Origin of the sequence: Streptosporangium sp. NPDC048047, assembly GCF_040653115.1 — a bacterium.
GTDB lineage: Bacteria > Actinomycetota > Actinomycetes > Streptosporangiales > Streptosporangiaceae > Streptosporangium.
Map to the genome: position 1 here is coordinate 42,437 of NZ_JBEZNH010000009.1, position 26,970 is coordinate 69,406.

The 26,970-nt window shown below is 73.3% G+C and carries 26 protein-coding genes; 14 read left to right on the plus strand and 12 right to left on the minus strand.

Going from position 1 to position 26,970, the window contains the following annotated elements; all coding sequences use genetic code 11:
• Window positions 1–114: 114 nt before the first annotated feature.
• Both AB0D67_RS10600 and AB0D67_RS10605 read right to left on the minus strand, forming a co-directional pair.
• A complete protein-coding gene (locus AB0D67_RS10600) occupies window positions 115–906 on the minus strand; it encodes a class II aldolase/adducin family protein (protein WP_362932197.1) in 792 nt (263 codons plus the stop codon).
• Window positions 907–958: 52 nt separating this feature from the next.
• Window positions 959–2,119, minus strand: coding sequence for a lactate 2-monooxygenase (locus tag AB0D67_RS10605; RefSeq protein ID WP_362932199.1), 1,161 nt, complete (start codon window positions 2,117–2,119; stop codon window positions 959–961).
• Window positions 2,120–2,368: 249 nt separating this feature from the next.
• On the opposite strand from AB0D67_RS10605, the gene AB0D67_RS10610 reads away from it, so the two are divergent.
• Window positions 2,369–2,716 carry a hypothetical protein gene (locus tag AB0D67_RS10610; protein ID WP_362932201.1) on the plus strand — a complete coding sequence of 116 codons (348 nt, stop codon included), beginning with the start codon at window positions 2,369–2,371 and terminating at the stop codon, window positions 2,714–2,716.
• 245 nt (window positions 2,717–2,961) lie between these two features.
• Window positions 2,962–5,205, plus strand: coding sequence for an accessory Sec system translocase SecA2 (gene secA2 / locus AB0D67_RS10615; protein ID WP_362932203.1), 2,244 nt, complete (start codon window positions 2,962–2,964; stop codon window positions 5,203–5,205).
• A gap of 118 nt (window positions 5,206–5,323) precedes the next feature.
• Here the strand turns inward: secA2 and AB0D67_RS10620 are convergent, their stop codons facing one another.
• The 3 genes from AB0D67_RS10620 to AB0D67_RS10630 form a co-directional block, all read right to left on the minus strand.
• Entirely contained in the window at window positions 5,324–6,520 is a 1,197-nt protein-coding gene (locus AB0D67_RS10620; RefSeq protein WP_362932205.1) for a serpin family protein, read from the minus strand.
• Between the two features lie 141 nt (window positions 6,521–6,661).
• A complete protein-coding gene (locus AB0D67_RS10625; RefSeq protein ID WP_362932207.1) occupies window positions 6,662–7,054 on the minus strand; it encodes a hypothetical protein in 393 nt (130 codons plus the stop codon).
• Complete coding sequence (locus AB0D67_RS10630) at window positions 7,054–7,209, minus strand: hypothetical protein (protein WP_362932209.1); 156 nt, start codon at window positions 7,207–7,209, stop codon at window positions 7,054–7,056. Before AB0D67_RS10630 ends, AB0D67_RS10625 begins: the two co-directional genes overlap by 1 nt.
• Window positions 7,210–7,552: 343 nt before the next feature.
• Between AB0D67_RS10630 and AB0D67_RS10635 the strand changes: the two genes are divergently transcribed.
• The gene (locus AB0D67_RS10635; RefSeq protein ID WP_362932211.1) at window positions 7,553–8,428 is read left to right on the plus strand and encodes an AEC family transporter; all 876 of its coding nucleotides are present in this window, start codon (window positions 7,553–7,555) and stop codon (window positions 8,426–8,428) included.
• A gap of 28 nt (window positions 8,429–8,456) precedes the next feature.
• Here the strand turns inward: AB0D67_RS10635 and AB0D67_RS10640 are convergent, their stop codons facing one another.
• A complete protein-coding gene (locus tag AB0D67_RS10640) occupies window positions 8,457–8,732 on the minus strand; it encodes a type II toxin-antitoxin system RelE/ParE family toxin (protein WP_362932213.1) in 276 nt (91 codons plus the stop codon).
• Complete coding sequence (locus AB0D67_RS10645) at window positions 8,729–9,007, minus strand: type II toxin-antitoxin system Phd/YefM family antitoxin (protein ID WP_362932215.1); 279 nt, start codon at window positions 9,005–9,007, stop codon at window positions 8,729–8,731. The genes AB0D67_RS10640 and AB0D67_RS10645 overlap by 4 nt, the downstream gene beginning before the upstream one ends.
• A gap of 206 nt (window positions 9,008–9,213) precedes the next feature.
• On the opposite strand from AB0D67_RS10645, the gene AB0D67_RS10650 reads away from it, so the two are divergent.
• Window positions 9,214–10,017 carry a helix-turn-helix transcriptional regulator gene (locus AB0D67_RS10650; protein ID WP_362932217.1) on the plus strand — a complete coding sequence of 268 codons (804 nt, stop codon included), beginning with the start codon at window positions 9,214–9,216 and terminating at the stop codon, window positions 10,015–10,017.
• A gap of 65 nt (window positions 10,018–10,082) precedes the next feature.
• Here the strand turns inward: AB0D67_RS10650 and AB0D67_RS10655 are convergent, their stop codons facing one another.
• The gene (locus AB0D67_RS10655; RefSeq protein ID WP_362932219.1) at window positions 10,083–10,580 is read right to left on the minus strand and encodes a metallophosphoesterase family protein; all 498 of its coding nucleotides are present in this window, start codon (window positions 10,578–10,580) and stop codon (window positions 10,083–10,085) included.
• 162 nt (window positions 10,581–10,742) lie between these two features.
• Entirely contained in the window at window positions 10,743–11,195 is a 453-nt protein-coding gene (locus AB0D67_RS10660; RefSeq protein ID WP_362932221.1) for an Lrp/AsnC family transcriptional regulator, read from the minus strand.
• Window positions 11,196–11,306: 111 nt separating this feature from the next.
• Between AB0D67_RS10660 and AB0D67_RS10665 the strand changes: the two genes are divergently transcribed.
• The gene (locus tag AB0D67_RS10665) at window positions 11,307–11,933 is read left to right on the plus strand and encodes a LysE family translocator (protein WP_362932223.1); all 627 of its coding nucleotides are present in this window, start codon (window positions 11,307–11,309) and stop codon (window positions 11,931–11,933) included.
• A gap of 63 nt (window positions 11,934–11,996) precedes the next feature.
• Here the strand turns inward: AB0D67_RS10665 and AB0D67_RS10670 are convergent, their stop codons facing one another.
• Both AB0D67_RS10670 and AB0D67_RS10675 read right to left on the minus strand, forming a co-directional pair.
• A complete protein-coding gene (locus tag AB0D67_RS10670) occupies window positions 11,997–12,692 on the minus strand; it encodes a YoaK family protein (protein WP_362932225.1) in 696 nt (231 codons plus the stop codon).
• 256 nt (window positions 12,693–12,948) lie between these two features.
• Window positions 12,949–14,829, minus strand: a complete 1,881-nt coding sequence (locus AB0D67_RS10675; protein WP_362932227.1) for an asparagine synthase-related protein — start codon at window positions 14,827–14,829, stop codon at window positions 12,949–12,951.
• Window positions 14,830–15,120: 291 nt separating this feature from the next.
• Between AB0D67_RS10675 and AB0D67_RS10680 the strand changes: the two genes are divergently transcribed.
• From AB0D67_RS10680 to AB0D67_RS10720, 9 genes are all read left to right on the plus strand, one after another.
• Window positions 15,121–15,663: an RDD family protein gene (locus tag AB0D67_RS10680; RefSeq protein ID WP_362932229.1), complete on the plus strand. Its 543-nt coding sequence runs from the start codon at window positions 15,121–15,123 to the stop codon at window positions 15,661–15,663.
• 283 nt (window positions 15,664–15,946) lie between these two features.
• Entirely contained in the window at window positions 15,947–16,783 is an 837-nt protein-coding gene (locus AB0D67_RS10685) for an NAD(P)H-binding protein (RefSeq protein WP_362932231.1), read from the plus strand.
• 43 nt (window positions 16,784–16,826) lie between these two features.
• Window positions 16,827–16,979, plus strand: coding sequence for a DUF1508 domain-containing protein (locus AB0D67_RS10690; RefSeq protein ID WP_362932233.1), 153 nt, complete (start codon window positions 16,827–16,829; stop codon window positions 16,977–16,979).
• A 461-nt stretch (window positions 16,980–17,440) separates the two neighbouring features.
• Window positions 17,441–18,208 (plus strand): DeoR/GlpR family DNA-binding transcription regulator, encoded by a 768-nt coding sequence (locus tag AB0D67_RS10695; protein WP_362932235.1) that lies wholly within the window; start codon window positions 17,441–17,443, stop codon window positions 18,206–18,208.
• A 103-nt stretch (window positions 18,209–18,311) separates the two neighbouring features.
• Complete coding sequence (locus tag AB0D67_RS10700) at window positions 18,312–19,997, plus strand: amino acid permease (RefSeq protein ID WP_362932237.1); 1,686 nt, start codon at window positions 18,312–18,314, stop codon at window positions 19,995–19,997.
• A complete protein-coding gene (locus AB0D67_RS10705) occupies window positions 19,994–21,433 on the plus strand; it encodes an FGGY family carbohydrate kinase (RefSeq protein WP_362932239.1) in 1,440 nt (479 codons plus the stop codon). The genes AB0D67_RS10700 and AB0D67_RS10705 overlap by 4 nt, the downstream gene beginning before the upstream one ends.
• Window positions 21,430–22,914 (plus strand): NAD(P)/FAD-dependent oxidoreductase, encoded by a 1,485-nt coding sequence (locus AB0D67_RS10710; RefSeq protein ID WP_362932241.1) that lies wholly within the window; start codon window positions 21,430–21,432, stop codon window positions 22,912–22,914. The genes AB0D67_RS10705 and AB0D67_RS10710 overlap by 4 nt, the downstream gene beginning before the upstream one ends.
• A 99-nt stretch (window positions 22,915–23,013) precedes the next feature.
• The gene (locus AB0D67_RS10715) at window positions 23,014–24,291 is read left to right on the plus strand and encodes an FAD-dependent oxidoreductase (RefSeq protein ID WP_362932243.1); all 1,278 of its coding nucleotides are present in this window, start codon (window positions 23,014–23,016) and stop codon (window positions 24,289–24,291) included.
• Between the two features lie 149 nt (window positions 24,292–24,440).
• The gene (locus tag AB0D67_RS10720) at window positions 24,441–25,502 is read left to right on the plus strand and encodes an ADP-ribosylglycohydrolase family protein (RefSeq protein WP_362932245.1); all 1,062 of its coding nucleotides are present in this window, start codon (window positions 24,441–24,443) and stop codon (window positions 25,500–25,502) included.
• Window positions 25,503–25,675: 173 nt separating this feature from the next.
• Here the strand turns inward: AB0D67_RS10720 and AB0D67_RS10725 are convergent, their stop codons facing one another.
• Window positions 25,676–26,938, minus strand: a complete 1,263-nt coding sequence (locus tag AB0D67_RS10725) for a lipase family protein (RefSeq protein WP_362932247.1) — start codon at window positions 26,936–26,938, stop codon at window positions 25,676–25,678.
• Window positions 26,939–26,970: the final 32 nt, after the last annotated feature.

Sequence of the window (26,970 nt, forward strand, 5' to 3'; positions counted from 1 at the left end):
CACACCCCGACCGCACACCCCGACCGCACACCCCGACCGCACACCCCGACCGCACACCCCGACCGCACATCGAAACCACGCACCGGGACCGCGCGGGGCCGCCTCCGGCCGGTGTCAGCCGAACATCTCCGGCTCGGCCGCGCTGATCTGGTCGTAGAGGGGCTGGAAGTTGATCCAGCCGACCAGGTCGTTGCCGATCTGCCCGTGGGTGAGCTTGGCGTTCTCGTGCTCGATCGGGACGGTCGGCCCGGCGGCCTTGGCCAGCAGCTGCGCCTGGCACGAGCGCTCCAGGGTGATGAACCACCAGGCGGCGGCGTCCACGGTGTCCCCCACCGTCAGCAGACCGTGGTTGCGCAGGATGACCGCCTTGTTGGAGCCCAGCGCCGCCGCGATCCGGCGGCCCTCCTCGGCCTCCAGGACCACGCCGGTGTAGTCGTCGAACAGGCTGATGTCCTCGTAGAAGGCGCAGGCGTCCTGGGTCAGCGGCTCCAGCAGCGTGCCGAGCGACGACAGGGCCTTGCCGTACACCGAGTGGCTGTGGGCGGCGGCGACCGCGTCCGGCCGGGCCTGGTGGATCATCGCGTGGATCGCGAACGCCGCCTGGTTGACGTGATAGCGGCCCTCGACGACCTGGCCCTCGTGGTTGACGAGGATCAGGTCGCTGACCTTGATCCGCTTGAACGACATGCCGAACGGGTTCACCCAGAAGTGGTCGGGGTGCTCGGGGTCGCGGGCGGTGATGTGCCCGGCGACGCCCTCCTCGAAGCCGAACCGGCCGAACAGCCGCAGCGCCGCCACCAGGCGCTCCTGGCGGTGGCGGCGCTCGTCGGCCACGTTCTCGAACTTCTGCGGCAGCCGGAAGGTGAGCTGGTCGGTGGGGACCGGCTTGAGGTCGGACAGACTCATCGTGCCTCCAGGGCGGGCGCGTCGGGATGGGCGGGAACGGGGCGGGGGGAGATCATCGGGCCGCCAGGACCGACGGGTCGAGGTCGGCGGGCGTGCGGTGTCCCGCGAGGCCGAGCGTGAGGTCGAGTTCGGCGAGCAGGCTCCGCACCACGTGGCGCACGCCGTCCTCGCCGCCGGCGGCCAGCCCCCAGACGTACGGCCTGCCCAGCAGCACGGCGCGCGCCCCGAGGGCCAGGGCCTTGAAGACGTCGGCCCCGGTGCGGACTCCGGAGTCGAACAGCACGGTGAGCCGGTCGCCCACGGCGTCGGCGATGCCGGGGAGGGTGTCCAGCGCCGCCACGGCGCCGTCGATCTGCCGGCCGCCATGGTTGGAGACGACGATCCCGTCCATCCCGGCGTCGGCGGCGCGCAGGGCGTCGTCGGCGTGCTGGATGCCCTTCAGGACGATCGGCCCGTCCCAGTTGTCGCGCAGCAGCGGCAGCTGGTCCCAGGTGTGGGAGCGGCCGTTGAACATCGGCGCCCACTGCATGATCGCCGCGTTCAGGTCCTCCTCCACCGGGCGCGCCAGCCGGGAGCGGAAGGCCGGGTCCGACAGCGGGATCGCCAGGCCGGTGCCGCGCAGGAACGGCAGGTACGCCTGGTCGAGGTCATTGGGCCGCCAGGCCAGGGTCCAGGTGTCCAGGGTGACGACCAGGGTGTCGTAGCCGCCGCGGGCCGCCCGGTCGAGCAGGCTGAGCGTGACCTCGTCGTCGTGCGGCCAGTAGAGCTGGAACCACCGCGGGCCCTCGGGGCCGGCGGCCTCGGCGACCTCCTCCAGCGTGTGGGAGGAGGCGGTGCTCAGGACCGTGGGGACGCCGAGGGACGCCGCCGCCCTGGCGGTCGCGAGCTCTCCGTCCGGGTGGACGATCGACTGCACGCCCACCGGGGCGAGCGCGACGGGGGCGGGGTAGGTCCTGCCGAACAGCTCGGTGCGCAGGTCCCTGACCGAGGCGTCGCGCAGCATCCGCGGCACGACGCGCCACCGGCCGAACGCCTCGCGGTTGGCCCGGTCGGTCGCCCCGGTGCCGGCCGAACCGGCGACGTACCAGTAGGGGCCGGGGTCGAGCTTCTCCCTGACGGCCTGTTCGAGCCTGCCGACGTCGGTCGAGTACGGCGGGAGCTGCCCGGCCAGCCCGTTCAGGTAGATCTCGTACTGGTAGTCAGAGAAGTTCACGGGCCAAGCCTGTCCCTGAAAGAGGCGGATGTCCATATTCGCCGCGGGTCCACGGCATTCCGTGTCCACCGTCGGCCCACGGCCCTCCACCGGAGCGGGGAGCCGGGAAACCGGCTTCGCTAAAGCTGCTTCAAGAACCGGAAAGCGGGTGATTCGGTCCATCGCTCCGGACGTTCGCCTTCTTAGCGTGGTCGCCGAATACGGCCGCCGGGCGACCTTCGCCCGCGGCTCGATCACGGGGAGGAACCCATGTACGGCAAGAGAGAACTGACGGCGCTCGGCGCGACGCTCCTCGCCTCGCTCGCCATCGGGGCGGTCTCGGTCTCGCCGGTCTCGGCCGCGCCGGCCCCCGCGGACACCGCGAGCGCGTCGCAGGGCGCGACGCGGTCCGCGGTCGCACCCAACAGCGACGAGTACTGGCGGGGCTACCGGGACGGCTACCGCGCCGCCGGCCAGGACTGCGCGTCGGCCCGCGCGAACGCGCTCAGGTCGGCGGCGACGCCCTTCGGGATGACCCGGATGAGCGACTACGACAGGGGCTGGCTGGACGGCTACGACGACGGCTACGCCCGCTTCTGCAGGGTGCCCCCGAGGTAGCCGGCTCCCGCTCCGGCGAGAGGGGCGGTCCCCGCGACCGCCCCTCCCCCGGCCCGCCGGACCCCGTCCGGTCGTCCCTCCCCGGCGCGGCGCGCGGTGGTCGCCGTTCTCCGGCACGGCGGCACGGCGAGCGGCCGCATCGAGCCTCACTACAAATCACGAAGAAGTGGCTTAATGGCCTATTTGGAGCGTTCCTCCGCGACAGGTGATCCATCCCCTGGGTACGGTGAGGCGACAGCGGAACCATGGCCCCGGAAGCGGGCGTTGGAGGGAACGTGGCCTCGATAACCGCACGCATCAGACGATTCCTGGAGCGCCCCGGCTCGATCGACCTCGCCCCCTTCCAGCGGGTCGTCGCGGCGGCCGGGGAACGCGAGGACGAGCTGCGGGCGACGGACGAGCTGCCCAGGCCCTCCACCGACGACCTGGCCGGGTTCTGCGCGATCATGCGCGAGGCGGCGCGCCGTACGCTCGGGCTGCGGCCGTACGACGTGCAGCTCGTCGGCACCCTCGCCATGCTGTCCGGCAACGTCGCGGAGATGGCCACCGGCGAGGGCAAGACCCTGTCCGGGGCGATGGCCGCCGCGGGGTACGCCCTGCAGGGCAAGCACGTCCACGTGATCTCCGTCAACGACTACCTCGCCCGGCGCGACGCCGAGTGGATGGGCCCGCTGTACGAGGCGGTGGGCGTGTCGGTCGGCTGGATCTCGGAGTCCGCCACCCCGGACGAGCGCCGCGCCGCCTACGCCGCGGACGTCACCTACGGCTCGGTGAGCGAGATCGGCTTCGACGTGCTGCGCGACCGGATCGTCACCGACGTGGCCGACCTGGTCGTGCCCGAGCCGGACGTGGCGCTGGTCGACGAGGCCGACTCGGTGCTGGTGGACGAGGCCCGGGTGCCGCTGGTGCTGGCCGGGGCCGCCGACCCCGGCGACGCCGCGCCGGAGACGGCGGCGCTGGTCCGCCGGCTCGTCAAGGGCTACCACTACGAGATCGACGACTCCGAGCGCAACGTCCACCTGACGTCCAAGGGCATCGACACCGTCGAGGAGGCCCTCGGCGTCGACCTGTACGACACCCCCGCCACGCTCACCGAGGTCAACCTCGCCCTGCACGCCCACGCGCTGCTGACCAGGGACGTCGACTACATCGTCCGCGACGGCCGGGTCCACCTGATCAACCCCTCCCGGGGCCGGGTGGCGATGCTCCAGCGCTGGCCGGACGGCCTGCAGGCCGCGGTCGAGGCCAAGGAGGCGCTCGCCCCCTCCGAGACCGGCGAGGTCCTCGACTCCATCACCGTCCAGGGGCTGATCACCCGTTACCCGCAGCGGTGCGGCATGACCGGCACCGCCGTCGCGGTCGGCGACCAGCTCCGGGAGTTCTACGACCTCAAGGTGGCCGCCGTCCCGCCCAACCGCCCGTGTGTGCGGACCGACGAACCGGACCGGTTGTTCGAGTACGCGATGGAGCGGGACCACGCCCTGGTCGACGAGATCGCCGAGGTGCACGCCACCGGGCGGCCGATCCTCGTCGGCACACTCGACGTCGCCGAGTCCGAGCGGCTGGCCGGCAACCTCGCCGGCCGCGGCCTGGACTGCGTGGTCCTCAACGCCAAGAACGACGCCGAGGAGGCCGCGATCATCGCCCGCGCCGGGGAGCGCGGCGCGATCACCGTCTCCACCCAGATGGCCGGGCGCGGCACCGACATCCGCCTCGGCGAGGGCGTGGAGGAGCTCGGCGGCCTCTACGTCATCGGCTCCGGCCGGCACGCCAGCAGCCGCCTGGACGACCAGCTCCGCGGGCGCGCCGGCCGCCAGGGCGACCCGGGCGGGTCGGTCTTCCTCGTCAGCGGCGAGGACGACCTGATCACCCACTACGTGGCCGACGAGTACGCCAGGGGCGTGCCCGACCGCGACCTGGTGGGCCACGCCCAGCGCGTCGCCGAGGGCGTGGACATGGAGATCCACCGCAACACCTGGCGCTACACCCGGCTGCTCGAACAGCACCGCGCCATGGTCCTGGGGCTGCGGGAGAAGGTGCTGCGCGGCCGTTCGGCGAGCGACGCCCTCGCGGGGGCCGCCCCGGAGCGGTGGACGGAGCTGTCGGAGCGCGTCGGCGAGGACGTGCTCAACGAGGCCGCCCGGCAGATCGTCCTGTTCCACCTCGACCGCTGCTGGGCCGACCACCTGGCCTACCTCGGCGACCTGCGCGAGGGCATCCACCTGCGCGCGCTGGGCCGGCTGAGCCCGATCGAGGAGTTCAACAAGGAGGCCAAGCCGGCCTACGAGCGGATGCTGGCCGAGATCGAGTCCCGCTCGGTCGAGGCATTCGAGGCCGCCGAGATCACCGAGGACGGCCTCGACCTCGACGGCGCGGGCCTGAAGCGGCCCACCGCCACCTGGACCTACCTCGTCCAGGAGAACCCCTTCGGCACCGAGTGGGAGCGCATCCTCAACCGCCTGGCCACCAAGGTCCGCGGGCGCCGCTGACCCTCGCGCCGCCCGCTGGTCTCCACGCGCCCGCGCCCGCGCCCGTGCCCGCACCCGGGGGCCGGGCGCCCCGGCGCACCCGGGGGCCGGCGTTCCGGCTCGGCGGCGCCCGCGGCCCCTACGGGTTCCACGCCTCCGGCTCGGCCACCCAGCCGGCCGCCAGCACCAGGCCGCTCACCCGGTCCGCGGCGAGGAACCCGAAGGGCCGGGTGAGATCGACCTCGACCCTCCGCACCCGGTGGGCGGGCCGGGTCACCGCCGCGGCCGTGACCATGCCGAAGGCGGTGACGGCCGCCGCCTCGAACCCGGTGGCGGAGAACGTCGCGACCGCGTCCTGCCTGGCCTGCCCGACGGCGAGCGGTTCGTCACTGATGCCAGGGAAATGGCCGCGGCCGGCGCCGGTCACCGTACCCAGGCCGAACACCTCCGGCAGGGCCGTCAGGTCGTGCGAGGAGGCGACGGCGAACCGCGGCACCGTGACGGCCAGCAGGTCGCCCGGCTCGTGGGAGCGTTCGCGGGAGACGGTGACGCCCGGCCCCGCGTCCCCGTCCGCCAGGGCGTCGCCGTCCACCGCCGCGTGCCGCCCGGCCAGGACGCCGACCCCCGCCGCGAGGACCTCGCCGGCCGTACGGGACTCCTCGCCGAGGAGGAGGTGCACGTCGGCCTCCCCGTCCCCCTCGATCCGGAGCACGGTCAGCGGCCCGGCCGGGGTGCCGGCGACCCGGACCGGCTCGGGCGCCCGGGTGGTACGGCGCAGCACCGCGATCGTCCGGCCGGCCCACGGACCGGAGGAGGGCTCGGCCCCCTCGTCGAGGAACGGGTGACGCCAGGCGGTGCGGACGGTGAGCGCGCCGGCCAGCACCAGGCGCGTGTCCCCGGTCACGGACACGGGCAGGGCCCGGACGAGCCCGCCGGTCCGGTCCGCGGCCCAGGCGTCCAGCGCGGCCCGGTCGTCCTCCGGGACGCCGGTCAGCTCGCCGCGCAGGTGCTCCGGCAGCGCGGCGGTCCACGACGGTCGCAGCCGCAGCCCGTGCCCCGTCCACAGCCCGAGCGCCGCGCGGACGGCCGGCGAGCGGTCCAGGATCGCCAGGACCTCCCCCGCCGCCCGGGCCGCGCCGCCGGCGTCCACCCCGACGGCCCGCTCCAGCTCCCCGCGCCCCGGCCCGTCGGCGGCCGAGGCGAGATACGCCAGCAGCGGCCAGACGCCCGCCCCCGCCAGCACGGTCGACGACTCCCCGGAACAGGCGGCGGCCCAGCGCGCGGTCAGCGCGTTCACCGCCGCGACGAGTTCCCCCTGCGATCCGCCGAGCACCATGCCCACCTCCGGGGTGAGAGACCGTCGGAAGGGGCGATCATCTCACCACCTCCGATACCGGGCAATGCCCCCGGACGCCACCCCCCCACCCGTGACACACCGCCGGGCCATGCACACTCACGAGGAGATCGATGCGATTTCTCACGCGCTCAGTTGATCGACCCGGGACTTCGACAGTTCGAGCAGGGCCGCGCTGTCCCGGACCGAGATGCCCGCCGCTCGGAGAGCGGCCACAGCCTCTCTGGCGCTCTCTCCCAGTCTGGTGGTCACCTGATCGCGCTGAGCGCGAAGCTCTCGGTAGGTCTCGAGCACCGTGGGAGGAACGCCGTCCACCTCGTACAGATAGGTCACGACTATCTCGGCCTCGGCTGGAGCGTCGAGGATGAAGTGCTTGGCCGCTTCCACCTCTTCGTACAGTTCCGCCAGCGTGTCACCGGAGACGCCCCCCCTGATGGGGGCGTCCACCGGAAGTGCGATCCAGTAGTCGGACTTGCGTACGGCCCGCATGGTGAGCTGCAGAGGTGTGGAGTTCATCAATCCATCCATCCCTTTCCGAACACCCCCTCCAGGTCATAGGCGAGGGCTGCGAGCAGGTCGGGGTCCATATGCCGCAAGGGGACCCTGGAGCGGGCCACCACCGTCTGCTCCGAGTTGTACTGCTCCGAGTTGTAGAGGAGAAGGGATCGCATGGTCCGCCCTGCATCGACCCAATCGGGCCGTAAAGAATGCCGGCGCGCGAGCTCGTAGATCCGATCGCGGATCTCCTGGTAGGTCTGAAGCACGCACGGAAGTTAGCGTACTGGACAGGGGTCGTCCAGCGAACTGGACATCTCATCGACGACTTGTAAAGGCATGGCCGGATAATTCTTCAGCCCACCCCTTCATAGAGGTCATACGGCCCGCACCCACACTTACCGCTTCCCTCCGCAGGGGCGGCACTTCACCGGAGCCGTGATAGCTGAGCGTCCGCCGGCCTCGCGGACAGGTCCTCCCCGGCGAGGCGTGCGGGCGGGGAACCGTTACGGTGGGGCGGTGCAGGCGGTGATCGCGGCGTTCGCCCCCATCTGGCTCATCGGCGCCCTCGGCTGGCTGGCCGCCCGGTCCGGGTGGGCGGGTGAGGAGTTCCAGCGGACGCTCACCCGGTTCGCGTTCAACCTCGCGATGCCGGCCGTGCTGTTCGGCACGCTGAGCCGTACGCCGTTGGACCGGATCCAGCCGCGCCCGCTGCTGGCCTTCGCCGTCAGCACGTTCGTCGTCGGCCTGGCCGCGTTCGCGCTGTGGCGCGGCAAGCCGCCCGAACGGATGGTCGCCGCGATGTCGTCGGCGTACGTCAACTCCGGCAACCTCGGCATCCCGGTCGGCCTGTACGTCCTGCACGACGCGACGTTCGTCGTGTCGGTGATCGTCTTCCAGGTCACGCTGATCGCGCCGCTGGTCGTCCTCTGCATCGGAGCGGAGCGTCCGTCCCTGCTCACACCGCTGCGCACCCCCATCGTGGTGGCCTCGCTCCTCGGCCTGGGCGTGTCCGCCCTCGGCCTGCACCCGCCCGAGCTCGTGGCGAAACCCCTGGAGGTCCTCGGCGGAGCCGCCGTGCCGCTGGCGCTCTTCTCGCTCGGCATGTCGCTGAACGGCTCGGCCGTCGCCTGGCGGGACACGTCTCCGGTGGTGGCGCTCAAGCTGCTCGCCCAGCCGCTCGCGGCCTTCCTCGCCGGGCGGTTCCTCCTCCACCTCGACGGCCACGCGCTCTTCGCGGCCGTCCTGTTCGCGGGACTGCCCACCGCGCAGAACACCTACGTCTACGCCGTCGAGTCCGGCCGCGCCGCCGACCTCCCGCGCGACGCCATCCTCCTCTCCAGCGCCCTGTCCCCCCTCACCCTCGCCGCCATCGTCCTCACCGCGTCCCCCTGACCCCGTCCAGCCTTCTCGGACCGATGACCTAACGCGCCCGGTAGGCGTCTCCTCGATGCTGGACGGTGACCACCTGAACGATGACCCGGCCGTCATCGATCAGGTACAGAACCCGATATTCCCCTCGGCGAGCCGACCATTGAGGGGCCAGCGGTTCATCGAGCGGCTTACCCACACGGCGGGGATTGTCCAGCAGAGGCCCGGTGATGAACTCCCAAACAGCGGGCACGACCTTCGCGGGCAGATGCTCAGCGAGGTCCTGTCTGGCGCGACGAGTGAGGCGAAGCTCGTACCGGCCGCTCACAGACGGCCGATCCGGCGCAGCTCCGCTTCCACCTCGGCTCCGGAATGGGTGCGTCCCACTTCCAGGTCGGCCAGCCCTTCGCGGATGGCCTCCACGGTCTCCGCCGAGGAAAGGATGTCGATCATCTCACGCATCGTCTCGTAGTCGTCGGCGGCCAGCAGCACGGCGGCGGGCACGCCGTTACGGGTGATCTCGAATCGTTCATGGGTGCTGACAGCGGACTCGACGATGCCGGACAGCCGCGCACGAGCGTCAGCCAGAGGAAGGACTGCCATGTACATAATTATAGTCAAAGCTCTTCGTCACGGACGAGCGACATCCCGGGCTCCATCGGTTCCGAACAGGCCGAGATCCAGGAGAACGACGCTCGGGAAGCATCTCCGCGACAGCCGTCCGGGCCCCGGGCGTGGCGGTGACTTCAAGGTCACGATTACGCTCGTGGTAATGGTTTCGCCTACGGGGCCGGGACTATCGTGTGATCGTGACCACCACCAGCGCGTCCCGGCCGGTCGGCGAGCTGCTGCGCCAGTGGCGGGAACGCCGGCGGATGAGTCAGATGGATCTCGCCCTGCAGGCCGACATCTCCACCCGGCACCTGAGCTTCGTGGAGACCGGCCGGTCCAATCCGAGCCGCGACATGATCCTGCGGCTGGCCGAGGAGCTGGACCTCCCGCTGCGTGAGCGCAACCACCTCCTGCTGGCCGGGGGGTTCGCGCCGGTCTACTCCGAGACGCCGCTCAACTCCCCGCACATGACCTCGGTGCGGGAGGCGCTCGGCCAGGTGCTGCACGGCCACGAGCCGTACCCGGCGGTGGTCGTGGACCAGCGGTGGAACCTCGTGGACCGCAACGCCGCCACCGGCGTGCTGCTGCGCGGCGTCGCGCCGGAGCTGCTCGACCCGCCGGTCAACGTGCTGCGGCTGAGCCTGCACCCCAAGGGGATGGCCCAGCGGATCATCAACCTCGGCGAGTGGCGGGCCCACCTGCTGCACCGGCTGCGCCGCCAGATCAGCCTCACCGCCGACTCCGACCTGGCCGCGCTCTGGCGGGAGCTCGACGGCTACCCCTGCGACCAGCCCGAGCCGGAGATCGAACGGCCCGGCCCCGGTGACATCGTGGTCCCCCTGCGGCTGCGCCGCGGCTACCGCGAGCTCGTCTTCTTCAGCACGATGGCCACCTTCGGCACCCCGCTGGACATCACCGTCGCCGAGCTGGCCATCGAGGCGTACTTCCCGGCCAGCCCCGAGACCGCCGCCTACCTGCAGCACCAGCACCACCCCGACTGACGCCCCGTACGGCGGTCGATCCCCGCCCCGTACGGCGGGACCCGGGTGCGGACCGGTGCCCGCTCTCAGCCGGTGACCGGGACGATCCGCGCCTCGGCCAGCGCACCGTCCTCGACCCGCAGCAGCCCGATGGTCCCGTACGGCTGGCGGCGCCGGTCGGTCGGCGAGCCGGGGTTGAAGATCCGCAGACCGCCCACGTCCGCGCCGCCGCTCTCGTCGAGCGGGATGTGGGAGTGGCCGAAGACGACCAGACCGGCGCCGGGGAACCGGCGGCGCATCCGGGCCAGGCGGCCCTTCGCCGCCCCGCTGTCGTGGATCATCGCCACGCGCAGTCCGTCGAGGTCGAGTTCCAGGGTCTCGGGCGCCACCACGTCCGGCCCGTCGTTGTTGCCCTTGACCGCGCGCACCGGCGCGTAGCCGGCCAGTTCCTCCAGCACCGCGGGGACGCAGACGTCCCCGGCGTGCAGGATCAGGTCGGCGTCGCGCAGGTGCCCGGCCACCCGCGGCGGGCACGACTTCCACCGCCGCGGCGCGTGCGTGTCGGACAGGACCACGACCTTCATCCCCCCATCCTCCCCGCGGGGGCCCGCCGCATGCCCGCCGCCCGGTGAGCGTGCGGCCCCCGTACGGTTCCCGCCCGCGGGAGGCCCGGAACCCGCGCCGGGTGGATCCGGGCAGGGACGGAATGGACGAGCGGGAAACAGCTCACACGAAACGAATCCCCATCAGATGGGAAAAGGCCGATCGTTCACCACGTGTTTCATGACGAGGGTGGAATTCAGGCGCTGCACGCCGGGGAGCGCGGACAGGACGTCGTCCTCCAGTTCCTGGTACGCGGTCAGGTCGGCGGTGACGATGCGCAGCAGGTAGTCGGGGTCGCCGAACAGCCGTTGCGCCTGCACCACCTCGGGTATCCGTGCGACGGCGTCCTCGAAGCCCAGGAGGGTGTCGCGGTCCTCCTGGCGCATGGTGACGAAGACGAGGGCCTGGAACCCCAGGCCGAGGGCACCCGCGTCGACGACCGCGCGGTAGCCGCGGATCGTCCCGCTGCGTTCCAGCTCCCGCAGCCGGCGGTGACACGGCGAGACGCTCAGCCCCACCCGTGCGGCGAGGTCGGTGATCGTCAGGCGGCCGTCCTCCTGGAGCACGGCAAGAATTTTGCGGTCGATTCCGTCCACCCGGGAAATCCTTCCACGAATGCCGCCGCGTGGAGAGATATACGCAAACACTTTTGTTCATATCCATCGTATTCTTCCCGCATCCGCTGTTCAGCCGAGAGGAACGCATCAATGGCCGCCGGTTCCCTGCTCGCTTTCTGGGCGGTCGCGTTCCTGCTCATCGTCGTCCCGGGTGCGGACTGGGCGTTCACCATCGGCGCCGGACTCCGGGGCCGGTCCGTGTACCCGGCGGTGGGCGGCCTGGTCGCCGGCTATGCCGTGATCACGCTCGTCGTCGCGGCCGGGGTCGGGACGCTGGTCGCCGGGTCACCGGCCGTCCTGACCGGACTCACCCTCGTCGGCGGTCTCTACCTGGTGTGGCACGGCGTGACGACCTTCGCCCGCCCCGCCGCACCGACCTCACCGGCCTCACCGGCCGACGGGCCGGACGGCACCGGCTGGGGGACCTTCCTGCGCGGCATCGGCGTCAGCGGCCTCAACCCCAAGGGCCTGCTGATCTTCCTCGCCCTGCTCCCGCAGTTCACCGATCCGCGGGCCGCCTGGCCCGTCGCCGGGCAGATCGGCGCCCTCGGCCTGGCCTTCATGGTCACCTGCGCCCTGTTCTACCTCTGTCTGGGCACCCTGACCCGTACCGTCCTGCACGCCCGCCCCACCCTGGCCCGCCACGTCAGCCGGCTGTCGGGGGCTGCCATGGCCGGCGTCGGCGCCTGGCTGCTCATCGATCACTTCGTGAGCTGAGGCGCACCGGACACGGGAGTTCCACCCTCACGGTGGATCGGCGGTACCGGGCCGGTACGGCGCTCAGCCGCGGGCGGGTCGCGCGGCGGCCGCGACGGTCGCCACGGCCAGCGGGACCAGGGCCGCCGCCAGCGCGGCGGCCGGCCCCACGCGCAGGTGGAGGAAGCCGCCGCACAACGCCCCGAGGAGCATCGCGGCGATCGAGGCCAGCCGGCGGCGGCCCGCCGGACCGGGCGACTCGGCGGCGAGGCCCGTCAGGGTGCTGGTGATGACGTTGGCGGTGGCCAGGTCGGGGATCGCCAGCCCCCGTACCGCCGCGTTCTGCAGCCCCATGCCGGCGCCGAGGAGCACGATGAGCGCCGCCCGCGCCGCCGCGTCCCGATGGCCCGCGACCAGCGCCGTCACCAGTGCCGCCGCGACGAGGACCGCGTGGACGCCGGTGGCCACGGCGAACGTCCGCCGGCCGTACGGGATCCGCCGGGCCAGCCGCCCGGCGGCCCAGGCCCCGGCGGTGAAGACGGTGAGGGCCAGGAGGGACTCCCAGGCCGAGAGCCGCCGGTCACCGGCCAGCGCGAAGCCCAGGAAGACCGCGTTCCCGGTCATGTTGGCGACGAAGACCTGGTCCATCCCGAGGTAGCTGACCGCGTCCACGATGCCGGTGACGACGGTCAGCAGCACCACGAGGGCGGGCAGCGTGTCGTGCCGGTTGCCGCCGCCGGGGAAGAGCCCGTCGGCGGCCCGCCGCAACGCCTTCCGCATCGGCCCTCCTCCCCCGGTTCACCGGTCCCTCCTTCCGGCGTCGGACCCGCGGGAAGGCAACCCGTCCAGGCCACGGACCCGCCGGGACGAGCCCACTCTCCCAACGGACACCGCCTCCCACCCGGCACGGACACGCCGTACCCGGAAGATCGCCTCTCCCGGCACCGCCATGAAGGAACCGCGAACCTCGAAGTCCCCGGCGAAAAGGCCGGGAGGTCGCCGCCCGGGTGGCTCCCGTGTACCCGGGCGGCGGGCGTCACCGGGACGCCGGGCGGGGGACGCGCAGTGTCGGCAGGCCGGGGGGCGCGGGGTCCGCGAAGCCCTCGGTGAGCATCGTGGAGACCGTGTAGAGATGCCAGGCGGCGTCCACCCGCCGGGCGGGGAAGGCCGCCGACAGCGTGGCCGCCCCGGCCTCGTCGAAGATCCCGGTGAGCTGTTCGGCCACCACCTCGCCGCGCGCGTCCGCGATGCCCGTTCCGAGGAGCTCGGCCAGCTCACCGGTGGGGTTCAGCCGCCAGTTCCACGCCTTCGCGGCCGGTGCCCGGGGGACGTCTCCCCCTGGCCCGTTCCCGGGACGCCCGCCCGGGGCCGGGGGACGGAGGCGGCGGCGGACGCGGTCCAGCAGCGTGGTCTCGGTGCGTTCGGCCTCGAAGCGCCACGGCTTGCCCTCGATCGGGACGTCCCGCAGCCGCGGCGCGAAGACGCCGATCACCCCGTGGACGACCTCCTCGGAGCGCCGCCACACCGGGTCGATGGACAGCGCCGTCCGGACGACGCGGTTGTCCAGGAAGGGCGGGACGGGCGTGCCGGTGCGCAACAGCGACGCGCGTGACGCGGCGTGCCATCGCCCGACCCGGTACATGAGGTAGAAGTGGTCGAGCGTCCCGGCGCCGTCGGCGCGGCAGCGTTCCCGCCAGGGGGCGGCCAGGATCTCGGCGTGCTCCCTGCCCTCCCGGGTCAGCAGGTCGGCGTTCTTGGTGAAGAAGCCGTCCACTCTGCGCCGCAGGGCCCTGGGCTCCAGGTCCTCCTGGTTCTGCAGGAACCCGCCCCGCAGGATCTCCCCGCCGTGCCCGGACATCCGGGGGACGGGGTCGAACCGCGTGGCGGCGGGGACGTTCTCGTACGCCGAGAGCATCCCCTCGCAGGCGGACAGCACGTTGCGGGTCCGCGTGAGCGGATGGGGCACGACCAGGTCCGCGCCGTCCTCGGAGCGTTTGGGACGGGTCACGCGGTGCTCGACGCCGAGGGCGGAGGCGACGCGGCGGGCCAGGACCACGTCGGGATCGTCGTCCTCGCCGGCGGTCGCCGCGGTGAACGGGATGCCCGCCCGGTGCAGCAGCGCGGCGAGCAGGCGGCTGTCGCGGCCCCCGGTGAGCGACAGCCGTACCGGCTCGGTCGTGCCCCGCAGCGGCTCCACCGCGGCGAGCAGCGCGTCGGCCAGCTCGTTGACCTGGGCGCGCATCGCCCGCCTGGACGCGGGTCTGGGACGCGCCCCGGGGAGGGGCGCCACGGTGACGGTACGGCGGCCGGCCGTGACCCTGATCTCGGCGGCCGGCGGCAGCGCGCCGACCCCGCCGAACGGGGTCTCGTCGGACAGGAAGTAGCCGATCCGCACCATCGACTCCAGCGCCGGCACGTCCCAGACGATCCCGGGACGCTCCGACCCGGTCTCGGCGGCCCGCGCGGCGAGGTGGACGAGCAGGGCCCGGCTGCCGAACACGTGGACCTCCGAGGTCTCGGCGAAGAAGACCGGGCAGGCCCGGGTGAGGCCGGTGGCCGCGCCCACCTCCTCGTCGGAGGCCCGGAAGACCGAGAAGCAGCCTCCCGCATGGGCGGCCGCCTCCCCCAGCCGGGGCGCGGCCAGCAGCCGGTCGGCGTCGGCCGGGTCGGCCAGGTGGCCGGTGAGGCCCGCCACCCGGCCGCCTCCGGCGCACATGACCGGCGTTCCGTGGCCTTCGGGCTCGTTGGACCATGAGAGCAGCGCCGCGTCGCCTCTGGCCGAGAGCCACTCGCGCGCGGTCACGGTGGCGGGCGGCACGGGGAAGGCGCGGGTGATCCCCTCGCGTGCCGCGGCGAGCACCGCGGGGGGCAGCGGGACCCCCGGGCGCCTGGCCGCGACCGCTAGATGTACGCGCAATGGAAACTCCGGATGGGTGGGAGAAGGGCGGCGGCCGTTCCGCCGTCCGTGATCTCATACACATCCCGGTCCCGCGGGGTTGCCCGGGGATGTCGTGCCGGGTCGGGTGGGGGCGTCATGTAGCGGATGTCCTTTCTGCGGCCCATACCCCTTGCTCCGCCGATCCCGCGATTCCCTTTCACGCTCCCGGCGACGAGTCCTCCGGCGTGTCTCCCGTGGGCGCGTCCTCCCGCCGAGTACGGTCAGGCCCCGTACGTACGGGTTCGCCCCCCCCCGCGAAAGGGACCTCGCATGTCGTCCACGGCACCGGCCGGCTCAGAGGACCGGGCGCCCGCCGGGCGACGGATCGTCGCGTGGCTGATCGACTGGCTGTGCGTCCTGGTCCTGCCGCTGCTCCTGGTGCCCGTCGGCGTCGCCGCCGGCGGCATGGGGCTCCGGCTTCCCGCATGGGGGTGGAACGTCGTCTCGTTCCTGATCCTGATCGTGCCGGTCACCGTGTGGGCGGCCCGGCGCGAGTCCGGCCCGCTCCAGGCGACCCCGGGCAAGCGGCGCATGGGGCTGGCCGTCGCCGACGCGCGGTCCGGACGGCCGGTGGGGTTCGGCCCCGCGCTGCTGCGCAACATCCTCAAGATCGCCGTCCCCTGGGAGCTGGGGCACACGGTCGCCTTCGCCTTCGTCTCGCAGGCGGGGGGCGAAGTCCCCGGACCCGTCGTCGCGCTGACGGTCGTCACCTACGCCGTCATGTTCTGCTGGCTCGGCTCCCTGTTCCTGCCCTCGGCGCGGACACCGTACGACCTGGCCGGCGGCACCCGGGTCGTACGGCGGACCCCGTAGGGCAGCACGGGCCGCACAGGTCTCGCGGGCCGCACGGGCCGGTTCGCCGCGATGTCCGGCGTCGCGGGCAGCCGCCCGGGAGATCGTCCTCCCGACGGCGGGAGCGGCACCGGGGAACCGGTTCCCGGTGGCGGAAGCGGCCCCCGGAGGGCCGGTCCCCGGTGGCGGGAGTGTCTTCTGAAGATCGACCCCGGATGGGGGACCGGCCTCCGCCCGGGAGACACTCGCGTCGACGCGACACCTCATCCGGGCATCTGCATCTGCATCCGAAGGAGAGCGGAACATGATCTTGGTAACCGGCGCCACCGGAAACGTCGGCCGCAACGTCGTGCGGCAGCTCCTCGACGCGGGCGAGAAGGTCCGCGCGATCACCCGTGACCCCGCCCGCGCCGGACTGCCGGACGACGTCGAGGTGCTGCCGGGCGACCTGACCCGCCCCGAGACGCTGCCGGCCGCGCTGCGCGACGTCGACAGGGCGTTCCTCTTCCCGGTGTTCGGCTCGCTCGGCGACTTCCTGCGGATCGGCGCGGAGGCCGGACTGCGGCACGTGACGCTGCTGTCCTCCTCCGCGGTGACGATCCCCGAGCCGAACTGGATCGGCGAGCAGCACATCGCGTGCGAGCGGGCGGTGCAGGACTCCGGCCTGGCGTGGACGTTCGTCCGGCCGGGCGCGTTCATGACCAACGACCTGAACTGGGCCCCGCAGATCCGGCACGGCGACGTGGTGCGTGTGCCGTACGGGGAGGCGGCCATGGCGCCGATCGACGAGCGCGACATCGCCGCGGTCGCGGTCCGCTCCCTGCTCGACGAGCACGCCGGCCGGTCGCACGTGCTCACCGGGCCGCGGTCGCTGACCCAGGCCGAGCGGGTACGGATCATCGGCGAGGCGATCGGCCGGCCGCTGCGGCTGGAGGAGCAGCCGAGGGAGGAGGCCAGGGAGCACCTCGTCCGGCGCATGCCCGCGCAGGGAGTCGACTTCCTGCTCGACGCGCTCGCCGCGTCGGTGGGCCGGGAGGCGCAGGTGCTGCCGACCGTGGAGGAGGTCACGGGGCGCCCGGCGCACACCTACGAGGAGTGGGCCGCCCACCACGCCGGCGACTTCGGCGGCGTCCCGGCCTGACGGGCGGGCCGTACGGCCGGCTCCTCCCCGGGCGGATCGGTCCGTGCCGTACGGCGGGGCCGCCGGTCCGGCGGCCCGTACGGTCTCGGCCCGGCGGGTACGCGAGTCCTACAAGACCACGGCCGGCGCGGTGAAGGGCATCGAGTCCGTCCGCACCAACGCCCCCTCCCCCGTCGACGACCAGACCGAGAACTGAGCCCCCGCCCTTCGACGGCCCCTGGACCCGGGCGACGACACCCGGGTCCGGGGGCCGGTCGCGGCCCCGCCCCCGCGGCACCGCCGTACGACTCCACGCGGCTCCGCCGTACCGGTTCCACGTGACGCCGCCGTACCGGCGGCACCGACCATCGGATCGTGAACCACGGCCTCGAACCCGGCAGCCAGTACCGCGCCTACCGGCCGATCACGATCCGGGACGGCTCGCTCCGAGAGGCCACCCCACGCCGTAGCGAGCGGTCGCTCCCTCCTGGTTCCCCCTTCACCCGTGGCCCGGGAGACATGGCGAGGATCGCGACCCCAAGCGAGGATCTTTCGGGGGTTTTGTTCAAGATTTGAGTAAAAAGTCCGAGTGTGATGGCTCACTCTGTTGACGACGCCATCCACATGGACGCATACTCGCCCTCATGAGCCCACAGAAGTCCACAGAAGCGGGCAAGCGTGCTGCCCGCTGAGCGGCACTCGCGGATCGGCGAGGCGCTGCGGACCTCCCGTGTGGTCAGCACGGAGGAGCTCGCCCGCGCGCTCGCCGTGTCGGCGGAGACGATCCGCCGCGATCTCGTGCTCCTCGAACGCCAGGGGAAGCTGGTGCGCGTCCACGGAGGCGCGACGATCGCGCTCGGGCGGCCCGCCGGCGAGGAGGCGCCGTTCGCCGAGCGGTCGGTGACCGCCGCGGAGGCGAAGAGGAGCATCGGGCACGCCGCCGCCGCGCTCACGCGGCCCGGCCAGACGATCGTGATAGACGTGGGGACCACCGCCGTCGAGGTGGCCCGCGCCCTGCCGATGGACTTCTCCGGTACCGTCGCCACGTGCTCCCTGCTGGTCGCGGCGGAGCTCGCCGAACGTCCCGGCGTCGAGATCCTCGTCTGCGGAGGTAGGCTCCGCAAAGGAGACCTCGCCCTGTCGGGGCCGGTCGCCCAGTCGTTCTTCGACGACCTGAACCCGGACCTCGCCTTCCTCGGGTCCGGCGGCATCGACGCCGCGGCGGGCCTGACCGACTACTACCTGGACGAGATCGCGGTCCGCAGGATCATCCTGCGGAACGCGGCGCGGTCGTACGTGCTGGCCGACTCCGGCAAGTTCGGCCGGATCGCCCGCCACCGGGTCGCGGGCGTGGAGGAGTTCACCGGCCTCATCACGGAGGCGGAGCCGCCGCCGAGCGTCCGGGACGCCGTCACCCTCGCGGGCGGGGTGATAGCGCTGCCCTGAGACGTCTCCCCGATGGTTCGAAGGCCGGGCGGCGCGGCAACGCCACCCGGCTGGGACCCCCCACGATGCGCCATCTCACAGGAAACACAGAAGTCGAGGATCCATGTCCCAGTATTCACCATCCGCACCCCCGCCCGGTGATCGGGCGACCGCCGGAGGCGTCGAGGAGTTCGGCTACCAGCAGGCGATGAAGCGCGGCACCGGCCGCTTCGCCTCGTTCGCGGTGGCGTTCGCCTTCGTCTCCATCGCCACCGGCATCTTCACCACCTACGGCTCGGTGCTGAACAGCTCAGGACCGGCGGGCATCTGGACCTGGCCGATCGTGATCGTCGGGCAGCTGGCCGTCGCGTTCATCTTCGGCTCCCTGGCGGCCCGCATCCCGGTGACCGGCTACTCCTACCAGTGGACGTCCCGGCTGGCGAACCCCGTGCTCGGCTGGATCATCGGCTGGATCTCGTTCACCTTCCTGGCGATCGTCGTCGTGGCGGTCGACTACACCATCGCCTCCACCGTCCTGCCCGTGCTGCTGCGGTACGAGGGGACGGCGCTGAACGCGTGGGTGATCACCGGCGTGGTCATCCTGGCCCAGGCCCTCCTGGTGGCGCTCTCCACGAAGTGGACCGAGCGGGTCAACAACTTCGCGGTGACGGCCGAGCTCATCGGCATGATCGCCCTCGTCCTGCTGCTGCTCGGCGTGGGCTTCGTCGCCCGCGAGGTCGACTTCGCGAACCTGTTCAGCACCGGCGCCGTCCCGTCCGAGGGCTATCTCGACTTCGGGACCCTCACGTCCGCGGGCCCGTGGATGCTGGGCTTCCTGCTCGGCGCGTTCACGATCGTCGGGTTCGAGTCGGCGGCCAACCTCGCGGAGGAGACGAAGGACCCGGCGCGGGTCGTCCCCCGCGCGATGTGGCAGGCGGTCCTCGCCTCCGGCGTGCTCGGCTTCCTGTTCCTCGTCGCGGTGACCCTGCTCGCCGGCGACCCGGTCGAGCTGGCGAAGTCGGCGACGCCGATCGCGGACGTGATCACCCGGGTGCTGGGCCCGTTCGTGGGCACCGCGCTGCTGGTGCTGGTGGTCATCGCGATCTTCGCCTGCGGCATGGTGATCCTCATGACCGGGGTGCGCCTGGTGTGGGCGATGTCCCGCGACGAGAGGTTCCCCGGCTGGCAGGCATGGCGGAAGGTCTCGCCGCGGTTCGGCACGCCGCTGAACGCCACCGTGTTCATGTGCGTCATCGGAGAGCTGATCCTGGCGGTCTTCTCCACCCGGACCGACGCGCTGTTCGGCCTGTTCGCCGCCGCCACCCTGCTGCCCGCCATCATCTACACCGCGACCGTCGTGCTGTACGTGGTCAAGCGCAGGACGCTGCCGCCGAGCAGGGGGTTCGCCCTGGGACGGTGGGAGATCCCGGTGATCGTCGTGGCACTGGCCTGGCTCGTCTTCGAGCTGCTGCTGTTCCGGGACTCCTCGTTCACCGACCCGTGGACCTACGTGCTGGTCATGCTCGTCCTGGGCGGCCTCTACCTGGGGTATCTCCTCCTCTCCCGGGGCGGGGCGGCGGGCCTGGCGATGCCGACGATGCGCTCCATCGACGCGGAGCTGGACGCCGACGCGACGGACGCGACCGCACACGGGCACGAGCACGCCGAAGCCGCCGGACACGCCGACGCGGCGGACGCGACCGCACGCGGGCACGGGCACGGGTACGGGCACGCCGAGGCGGCCGGGCGCACCTCCGGGCGCACCGAGACCGCGCGCGAGCCCGGCGCGCACCGGAGCCGGGAACGATGACGACCGTACTCGCCATCGACCAGGGCACCTCCGGCACCAAGGCCGTCGTCGTCGACGGCGACGACACGGTGCTCGGCCTCGCCGAGCTGCCCGTCCGGCCCGCCTACCTGCCCGGGGGCGGGGTCGAGCAGGACCCCCGCGAACTGCTCGACTCCGTCCTCGGCGCCGGACGCCGGGCCGTCGAGCAGGCGGGCGTCCCCATCGACGCCGTGACACTGGCGAACCAGGGCGAGACCGTCCTGGCGTGGGACCCCGCCACCGGCGAGCCCCTCTCCACCGCCGTAGTGTGGCAGGACCGCCGCGCGGAGGACCTCTGCGCGGAGCTGGCCGGGCACGCCGGCCGGATCGCGGAGGTCACCGGGCTGGTCCTGGACCCGTACTTCTCCGCGCCGAAGATGGCGTGGCTGCGCCGGAACGTGACCGCCGAGGGGGTCGTCACCACCTCCGACTCCTGGCTCGTCCACCACCTGACCGGAGAGTTCGTCACCGACGCCGCCACCGCCAGCCGGTCGCTGGTCACACGGCTCGACGACGCCGAATGGGACGCCAGGCTGCTCGACCTGTTCGGGCTCGGCGGGGAACGGCTGCCGCGCGTCGTCTCCTGCGACGAGGTGATCGGCCACACCTCCGCCTTCGGCGGGAACGTCCCCGTCGGCGGACTCGTGGTCGACCAGCAGGCGGCGCTGCTCGCCCAGAACTGCCTGACGGCCGGCCAGGCCAAGTGCACCTTCGGCACCGGGGCGTTCCTGCTGGCCAACACCGGGACCTCGGCCGCCCGCTCCACGGCGGGACTGGCCGCCTCCGTCGCCTGGCGGGCCAGGGGGGAGACCTCCTACTGCCTCGACGGCCAGGTCTACACGGCCGCCTCCGCCGTACGGTGGATCCAGGACCTGGGCCTCGTCCGCGACGCCGCCGACCTGGACACGGTCGCCGCCGCCGCCGGCGACTCCGAGGGGGTCATGTTCGTCCCGGCGCTGGCCGGACTGGCCGCCCCCTGGTGGCGTCCCGACGCCAAGGCCGCGTTCACCGGGATGACGCTGTCCACCGGCCCGCAGCACCTCGTGCTGGCCGTACTGCAGGGGATAGCGGCGCAGGTCGCCGGGCTCGGCGAGCTCGTCGCCGCCGACCTCGGGCGGCCGTTGACCGCCATGTGCGTCGACGGCGGGCTCACCCGGAGCCGGGTCCTCATGCAGGCGGTCGCCGACCTGACGCAGATCCCGATCGGCGTCTACCCGTCCCAGCACGCCACGCCGCTCGGCGCGGTGGCGCTGGCCCGCGCCGCACTGGACCCCTCACTCCCCCTCCGGGAGGCGGTGCCGGCGTGGGAACCCGCCATGACATACGAACCTCGATGGTCCGCCGACCAGGCGGCCGGCTTCCGCTCCCGCTGGGAGAACGCGGTGGCCGGCGTCCTGGCGCGGGAGGGGAACCGGTGAGAACCACGGACAGGAACACGAAGGCGAACGGCAGCGCTCCGGCCACGTTCGACGTGGTGGTGATCGGCGCGGGCATCGTCGGCTCCGCCATCGCCAGGAAGCTGGCCGGCCACGATCTGGACGTCGCGCTGCTGGACGCGCGCGGCGACGTCGGCGACGGCACGAGCAAGGCGAACACCGCGATCCTGCACACCGGCTTCGACGCGAAACCGGGCACGCTGGAGTCCCGCCTGGTACGCGAGGGCTACCGCCTGCTGTCCGGCTACGCCGCGCGGACCGGCATCCCGGTCGAACGCACCGGCGCCCTGCTGGTCGCCTGGACCGACGAGGAGCTGGAGGCACTGCCCGGCCTGAAGGAGAAGGCCGCGCTGAACGGCTACGACCGTACGGAGATCGTCGGCCCCGCCGAGGTCTACCGGCAGGTCCCCCACCTCGGGGAGGGCGCGCTGGGCGGCCTGACCGTCCCCGACGAGTCCATCATCTGCACCTGGACCACCAATCTGGCCCTGGCCACCGACGCCGTACGGCGCGGCACGACGCTGCTGCTGGACCGCAGGGTCGAGGCGGTCGAGGAACGCGACGGGACGACCGTGCTGCGCACCACCGGCGGGGACGTGACCACCCGCTGGGTCGTCAACGCCGCCGGTCTCGGCGCCGACGTCATCGACCGGATGTTCGGCCACGACCGCTTCACGGTCACGCCCCGCCGCGGCGAGCTGCTGGTCTACGACAAGCTCGCCCGCCCGCTGGCGAACAGGATCATCCTCCCGGTGCCCACCTCGCGCGGCAAGGGGGTGCTGATCAGCCCGACCGTCTACGGCAACGTCCTGCTCGGCCCCACCGCCGAGGACCTCACCGACCGCACCGACACCGGCACCTCGGAGAAGGGCATCGCCTTCCTCCTCGAAAAGGGGCGCAAGCTCATGCCGGAACTGCTTGAGGAGGAGGTGACCGCGACCTACGCGGGCCTGCGCGCGGCCAGCGACCACTCCGACTACGTCATCGAGGCCGACGCGCGGCGGCGCTACGTCCTCGCCGGCGGGATCCGCTCGACCGGCCTCACCGCCGGCATCGCGATCGCCGAGCACGTCGCCGGGCTCGCCGGGGAGGCCGGCCTGGAACTGGTGCCGCGCGAGGACCTGCCGGAGCCGCCCCGCATGCCCAACCTCGGGGAGGCGTTCACGCGCCCCTACCAGGACGCCGCCCGGATCGCCGCCGACCCCGCCTACGGCATGGTGGTCTGCTTCTGCGAGCGGGTCACCGCCGGGGAGATCCGCGACGCCTTCCGCTCGCCGATCCCCCCGTCCGGGCTGGAGGGGCTGCGCCGCCGTACCCGGGCGATGAACGGGCGCTGCCAGGGGTTCTACTGCGGCGCCGAGGTGGGGAGACTGCTGGAGAGCCGGGGCGCCTGTGCCCCCGGTGACCTCGATGAGAACCGCGGGAACGTCGGGGACCGCCGTTCGCCGGAGGTCCGCCGATGAGCACCGACACCGCGCCGGCGGACACCGGCGTCGCCACCCTCTCACCGGAGGCCGGCCGATGAGCACCGGCGTCACCACTCTCTCACCGGAGGTCCGCCGATGAGCACCGACACCGCGCCGGCGGACACCGGCGTCACCACACTCACCCCGGCCGTCGTCATCGTCGGCGCGGGACCGTCCGGGCTGAGCGCCGCCCGCGAGCTCGCGCCGCGGGTCGACGGCGAGGTCCTCGTCCTGGACCGGGAGAGCGCCGCCGGCGGCATCCCCCGGCACAGCGACCACCCCGGCTATGGGATCAGGGACATGCGTCGCTTCGTCAGCGGCCCCGCCTACGCCCGGCGGCTCGTCGAGCAGGCCCGCGCCGCCGGCGCGACGATCCGGACGAATGCGACCGTGACCGGCTGGGCCGGCGAGCGCACGCTGGAGGTCACCACCCCGCAGGGCCGCCTCCTGGTCGAGGCGGGAGCCGTCGTCCTCGCCACCGGCGCCCGCGAGCGCCCGCGTCCGGGCCGCCTCATCCCGGGGGACCGCGGCCGCGGCGTCTACACCACCGGCCACCTGCAGAACATCGTCCACCTTCAGCACGGCGAGGTCGGCAGGAGGGCCGTCATCGCGGGCGCGGAGCTGGTGAGCTGGTCGGCCGCGCTGACCCTGCGCGAGGCCGGCTGCGCGACCGTGCTGATGACCACCGAGTACCCCCGGCCCGACTCCTACGCCCTGTTCAATCTCGGCGGCCGGGCGCTCTTCCGGCCCCGGATCGCCACCCGCACCCGGGTGTCGAGGATCATCGGCAAGCCGGACCTGCGGGCTGTCGAGATCGAGAACCTCGACACCGGCGCGCGGCGGATCGTCGAGTGCGACACGCTCGTCCTCACCGGCGACTGGATCCCCGACCACGAGCTCGCCCGCGCCGCCGGGATCACCCTCGACCCGGGGACGAAGGGGCCGCTGGTCGACAGCGCGTTCCGGACGGACCGGCCCGGCGTGTTCGCCGTGGGCAACCTGCTCCACCCGGTGGACACGGCCGACATCGCGGCGATCGACGGCGCCCGCGCCGCCCGTTCCGTCCTGGCCTGGCTGAACGGCGGGAGCCCGCCGGCCGGGCAGGTGCGCCTCGTCGCCGACGCGCCCTTCCGGTGGGTGACGCCCGAGATCATCCGGCACGGCGACCTCGCCCCGGCCCGCCGCCGGCTGCTGCTGTGGAGCGACCGGTTCGTCCCGTTCCCCCGGGTCGTCCTGCGGCAGGACGGGATGGTGATCGCCCGGAGGCGGCTGTGGTGGCCGGCTGCCCCGGGCCGGGTGTTCCGCGTCCCGTCGGGCATGCTGGCCGCGGTGAACCACGCGGGCGGGCCGGTGCACATCGGCCTGGAGACCTGACGACGGGCGTCCCCCGGCGGCCCGGCCCTCCGGGTCTGCGCAGTCCGCGCGGTCCGCGGCTCCGGGGTCCTTTCCGGCCCTTGCCGCCGTGCCCCTCCCGGATCCCGGGAGGGGCACGGTAGCCTCCCCGGAAACGAAGGAGAGTGGCCATGCCCCGTCCCCCCGACGGCCCGCCGGAGTACCGCGACCGGGTGCGCGGCTGCCTGCTGGGCGGCGCGCTCGGCGACGCGCTCGGCGCCGTCATCGAGTTCGACCCGATCGACGCGATCCGCCACCGGTACGGCCCCGCGGGCGTGACCGGGTTCGTCCCCGACGCGTCCGGCAGGACCGGCCTGATCACCGACGACACGCAGATGACGCTGTTCACCGTGGAGGGGCTGCTCCGCGGGGGCGACGTCACCGCCGTCCACCACGCCTACCTGCGCTGGCTGGACACCCAGCGGCACCCCGCCCCTCCCCCGGCGGACGGCGCCGCGTTCCGCACCGGCGCGCTGCGCGAGCAGACGTGGCTCTACTCCCGGCGCGCCCCCGGCAACGCCTGCCTGTCCGGCCTCACGTCCCCCGGCGGGCCCGGACCGGTCAACCCCGACTCCAAGGGCTGCGGGACGGTCATGCGCTCGGCCCCCTTCGGCCTGAACGCGCCGAGTCCCCGGCACGCCTTCGATCTGGCCGCCGCGTGCGCCCGGCTCACCCATGGCCACCCCACCGGATACCTCGCCGCCGGGGCCTTCGCCGCCGCCGTCCACCTGGTGGTGGCCGGGGAACCGCTCGTGCCCGCCGTACGGCTGGCGATGGACCTGCTGGCGACCTACCCCGCCCACGAGGAGACCACCGGGGCGCTGCGCGCCGCCGTGTCCCTGGCGGCCGAGGGCGGCCCGGGCCCGGAGAAGGTCGAGTCGCTCGGCGGGGCGTGGGTCGCCGAAGAGGCACTGGCCATCGCGGTCTACTGCGCGCTGTCCCACCCGGACCCCCGCGACCTGGGGCGGGCGCTACTGCTCGCCGTCAACCACTCCGGCGACAGCGACTCGACCGGCGCCGTCTGCGGCAACCTCCTGGGCGCCCTGCACGGCGAGTCCGCGCTCCCCGCCGGCTGGCTCGCCGGGCTGGAGGGCCGCGACGCCATCGCGGCCCTCGCCGACGACTTCGCCACCCGGTTCGGCGACGGTCACGGGACCGTCGGGGAACCGGACGCGGGCCCCGGTCGCCGGTAGGCGTCCTCCGGAGGATCGGTCGCCCGGTCCACCGGCGCCGGGCGCGGACGAAGGCACCGCCCGCCGTACGGCCCGGCCCGCCACGGCGTGCGGAGGCGTACCCCGGCGGTCGCCGACGTGCGGTAGGGGCACTGCGGCCCGCCACGGCGCGCGGGGGCGTACCCCGGTCCCCGTCAGCCGGCCGAGGTCTCCCGCCGGAACCAGTCGAGCACCCTCGGCATGGACCGGCGGACCGACCCTTCGTGGCCCACGTCGCCGACGTCGGTGAGGCTCGCGTCGACGCCCTTCCCCCGCAGGTCCTTCAGGCAGCTCCTGGAGTTGGCGATGGCCACGTCGCGGTCGCCGCGCGCCGCGAACAGGCGCACGGGAACACCGGGATCCAGGTCGCGGCAGGTGGTGTCGTTCTCTCTGACCGCCCTCAGCAGCGCCCCCGAGGGATGGCGGAGCCACTTGAGATAGGCGGGGGTGACGAGCTTCTCCGGGGTGGGCGGCAGGGCGGCCGCGATCGCGCCGAAGTCCCGGCTCCCGTCGAACAGCCCGGTGACCTTCGCGTCGTACGGCGCGCGGAACGCCCGCGCGGGGTCGCGGTAGAGGTCGTAGACCCGGTCCATCGAGGTCAGCCAGTAGCCGAGGTAGAAGGCGGCGGAGCGGCCGTCGAGACGGCCTTCGAGCAGGGCGGGCAGTTCGGCGCCTTCGAGGTCGTAGGGGCCGCTGACCGGCGCGACGGCGGACACGTCGAGCTCGTCGTCCCCTTGCAGCGCAGCCCCCAGGGCCATGGCCGCGTGGCCGCCCTGGGAGAAGCCGGTGACCAGGATCCGCCGGTCGAGCGTGACCTCCTTGCCGGCGGCCAGGGTCCTGGCCGCCCGGAGCAGGTCGAGCGACGCGCCGGCCTCGGTCGCCGTGTGCATGTAGGGGTGGGCGCCGGGGCCGCCGCCCAGGCCGAGGTAGTCGGGGGCGACGGCGGCGAAACCGTGTGCGGCGAAGTAGACGGAGAAGTAGCGGCCGTCGCCCTGGGCCTGCACCGAAGGCGCGTCCTTCCTGGTCGCCATCGTGCCGTGGGTGTAGCTGACCACGCGCAGCTCCTGGTCGGGCACACGGGGCAGGACGACCGCCCCGGTCGCCGTGGTGGACCGGCCCCGCACGTCCGCGGTGCGGTAGGTGACCCCGTAGACGTCGACGCCCCTGGCGTCCTTGGTAGCCGGGAAGCCCGCCTTCCGGAGGTAGTCGCCGACCTGCCTGCCGGACAGGTGCGCCACCCGCTCGGCCCTCACCAGGGCGCCCCGGGCGGAAGCCGTCGCGGTGGAAGCCGTGGTGGCGGGGTCGGAAGCCGTGATGACGGGGGTGGATGCCGCCGCGGCGGTCGCCGTGGCGACGGGGGCGGCGGCGACGAGGGCGGCACAGGAGAGCGCGAGAACACGTCGGGGGTTCTTGATCACGCATGTAACGCTAGGCCGCCGCCGGACGCCGC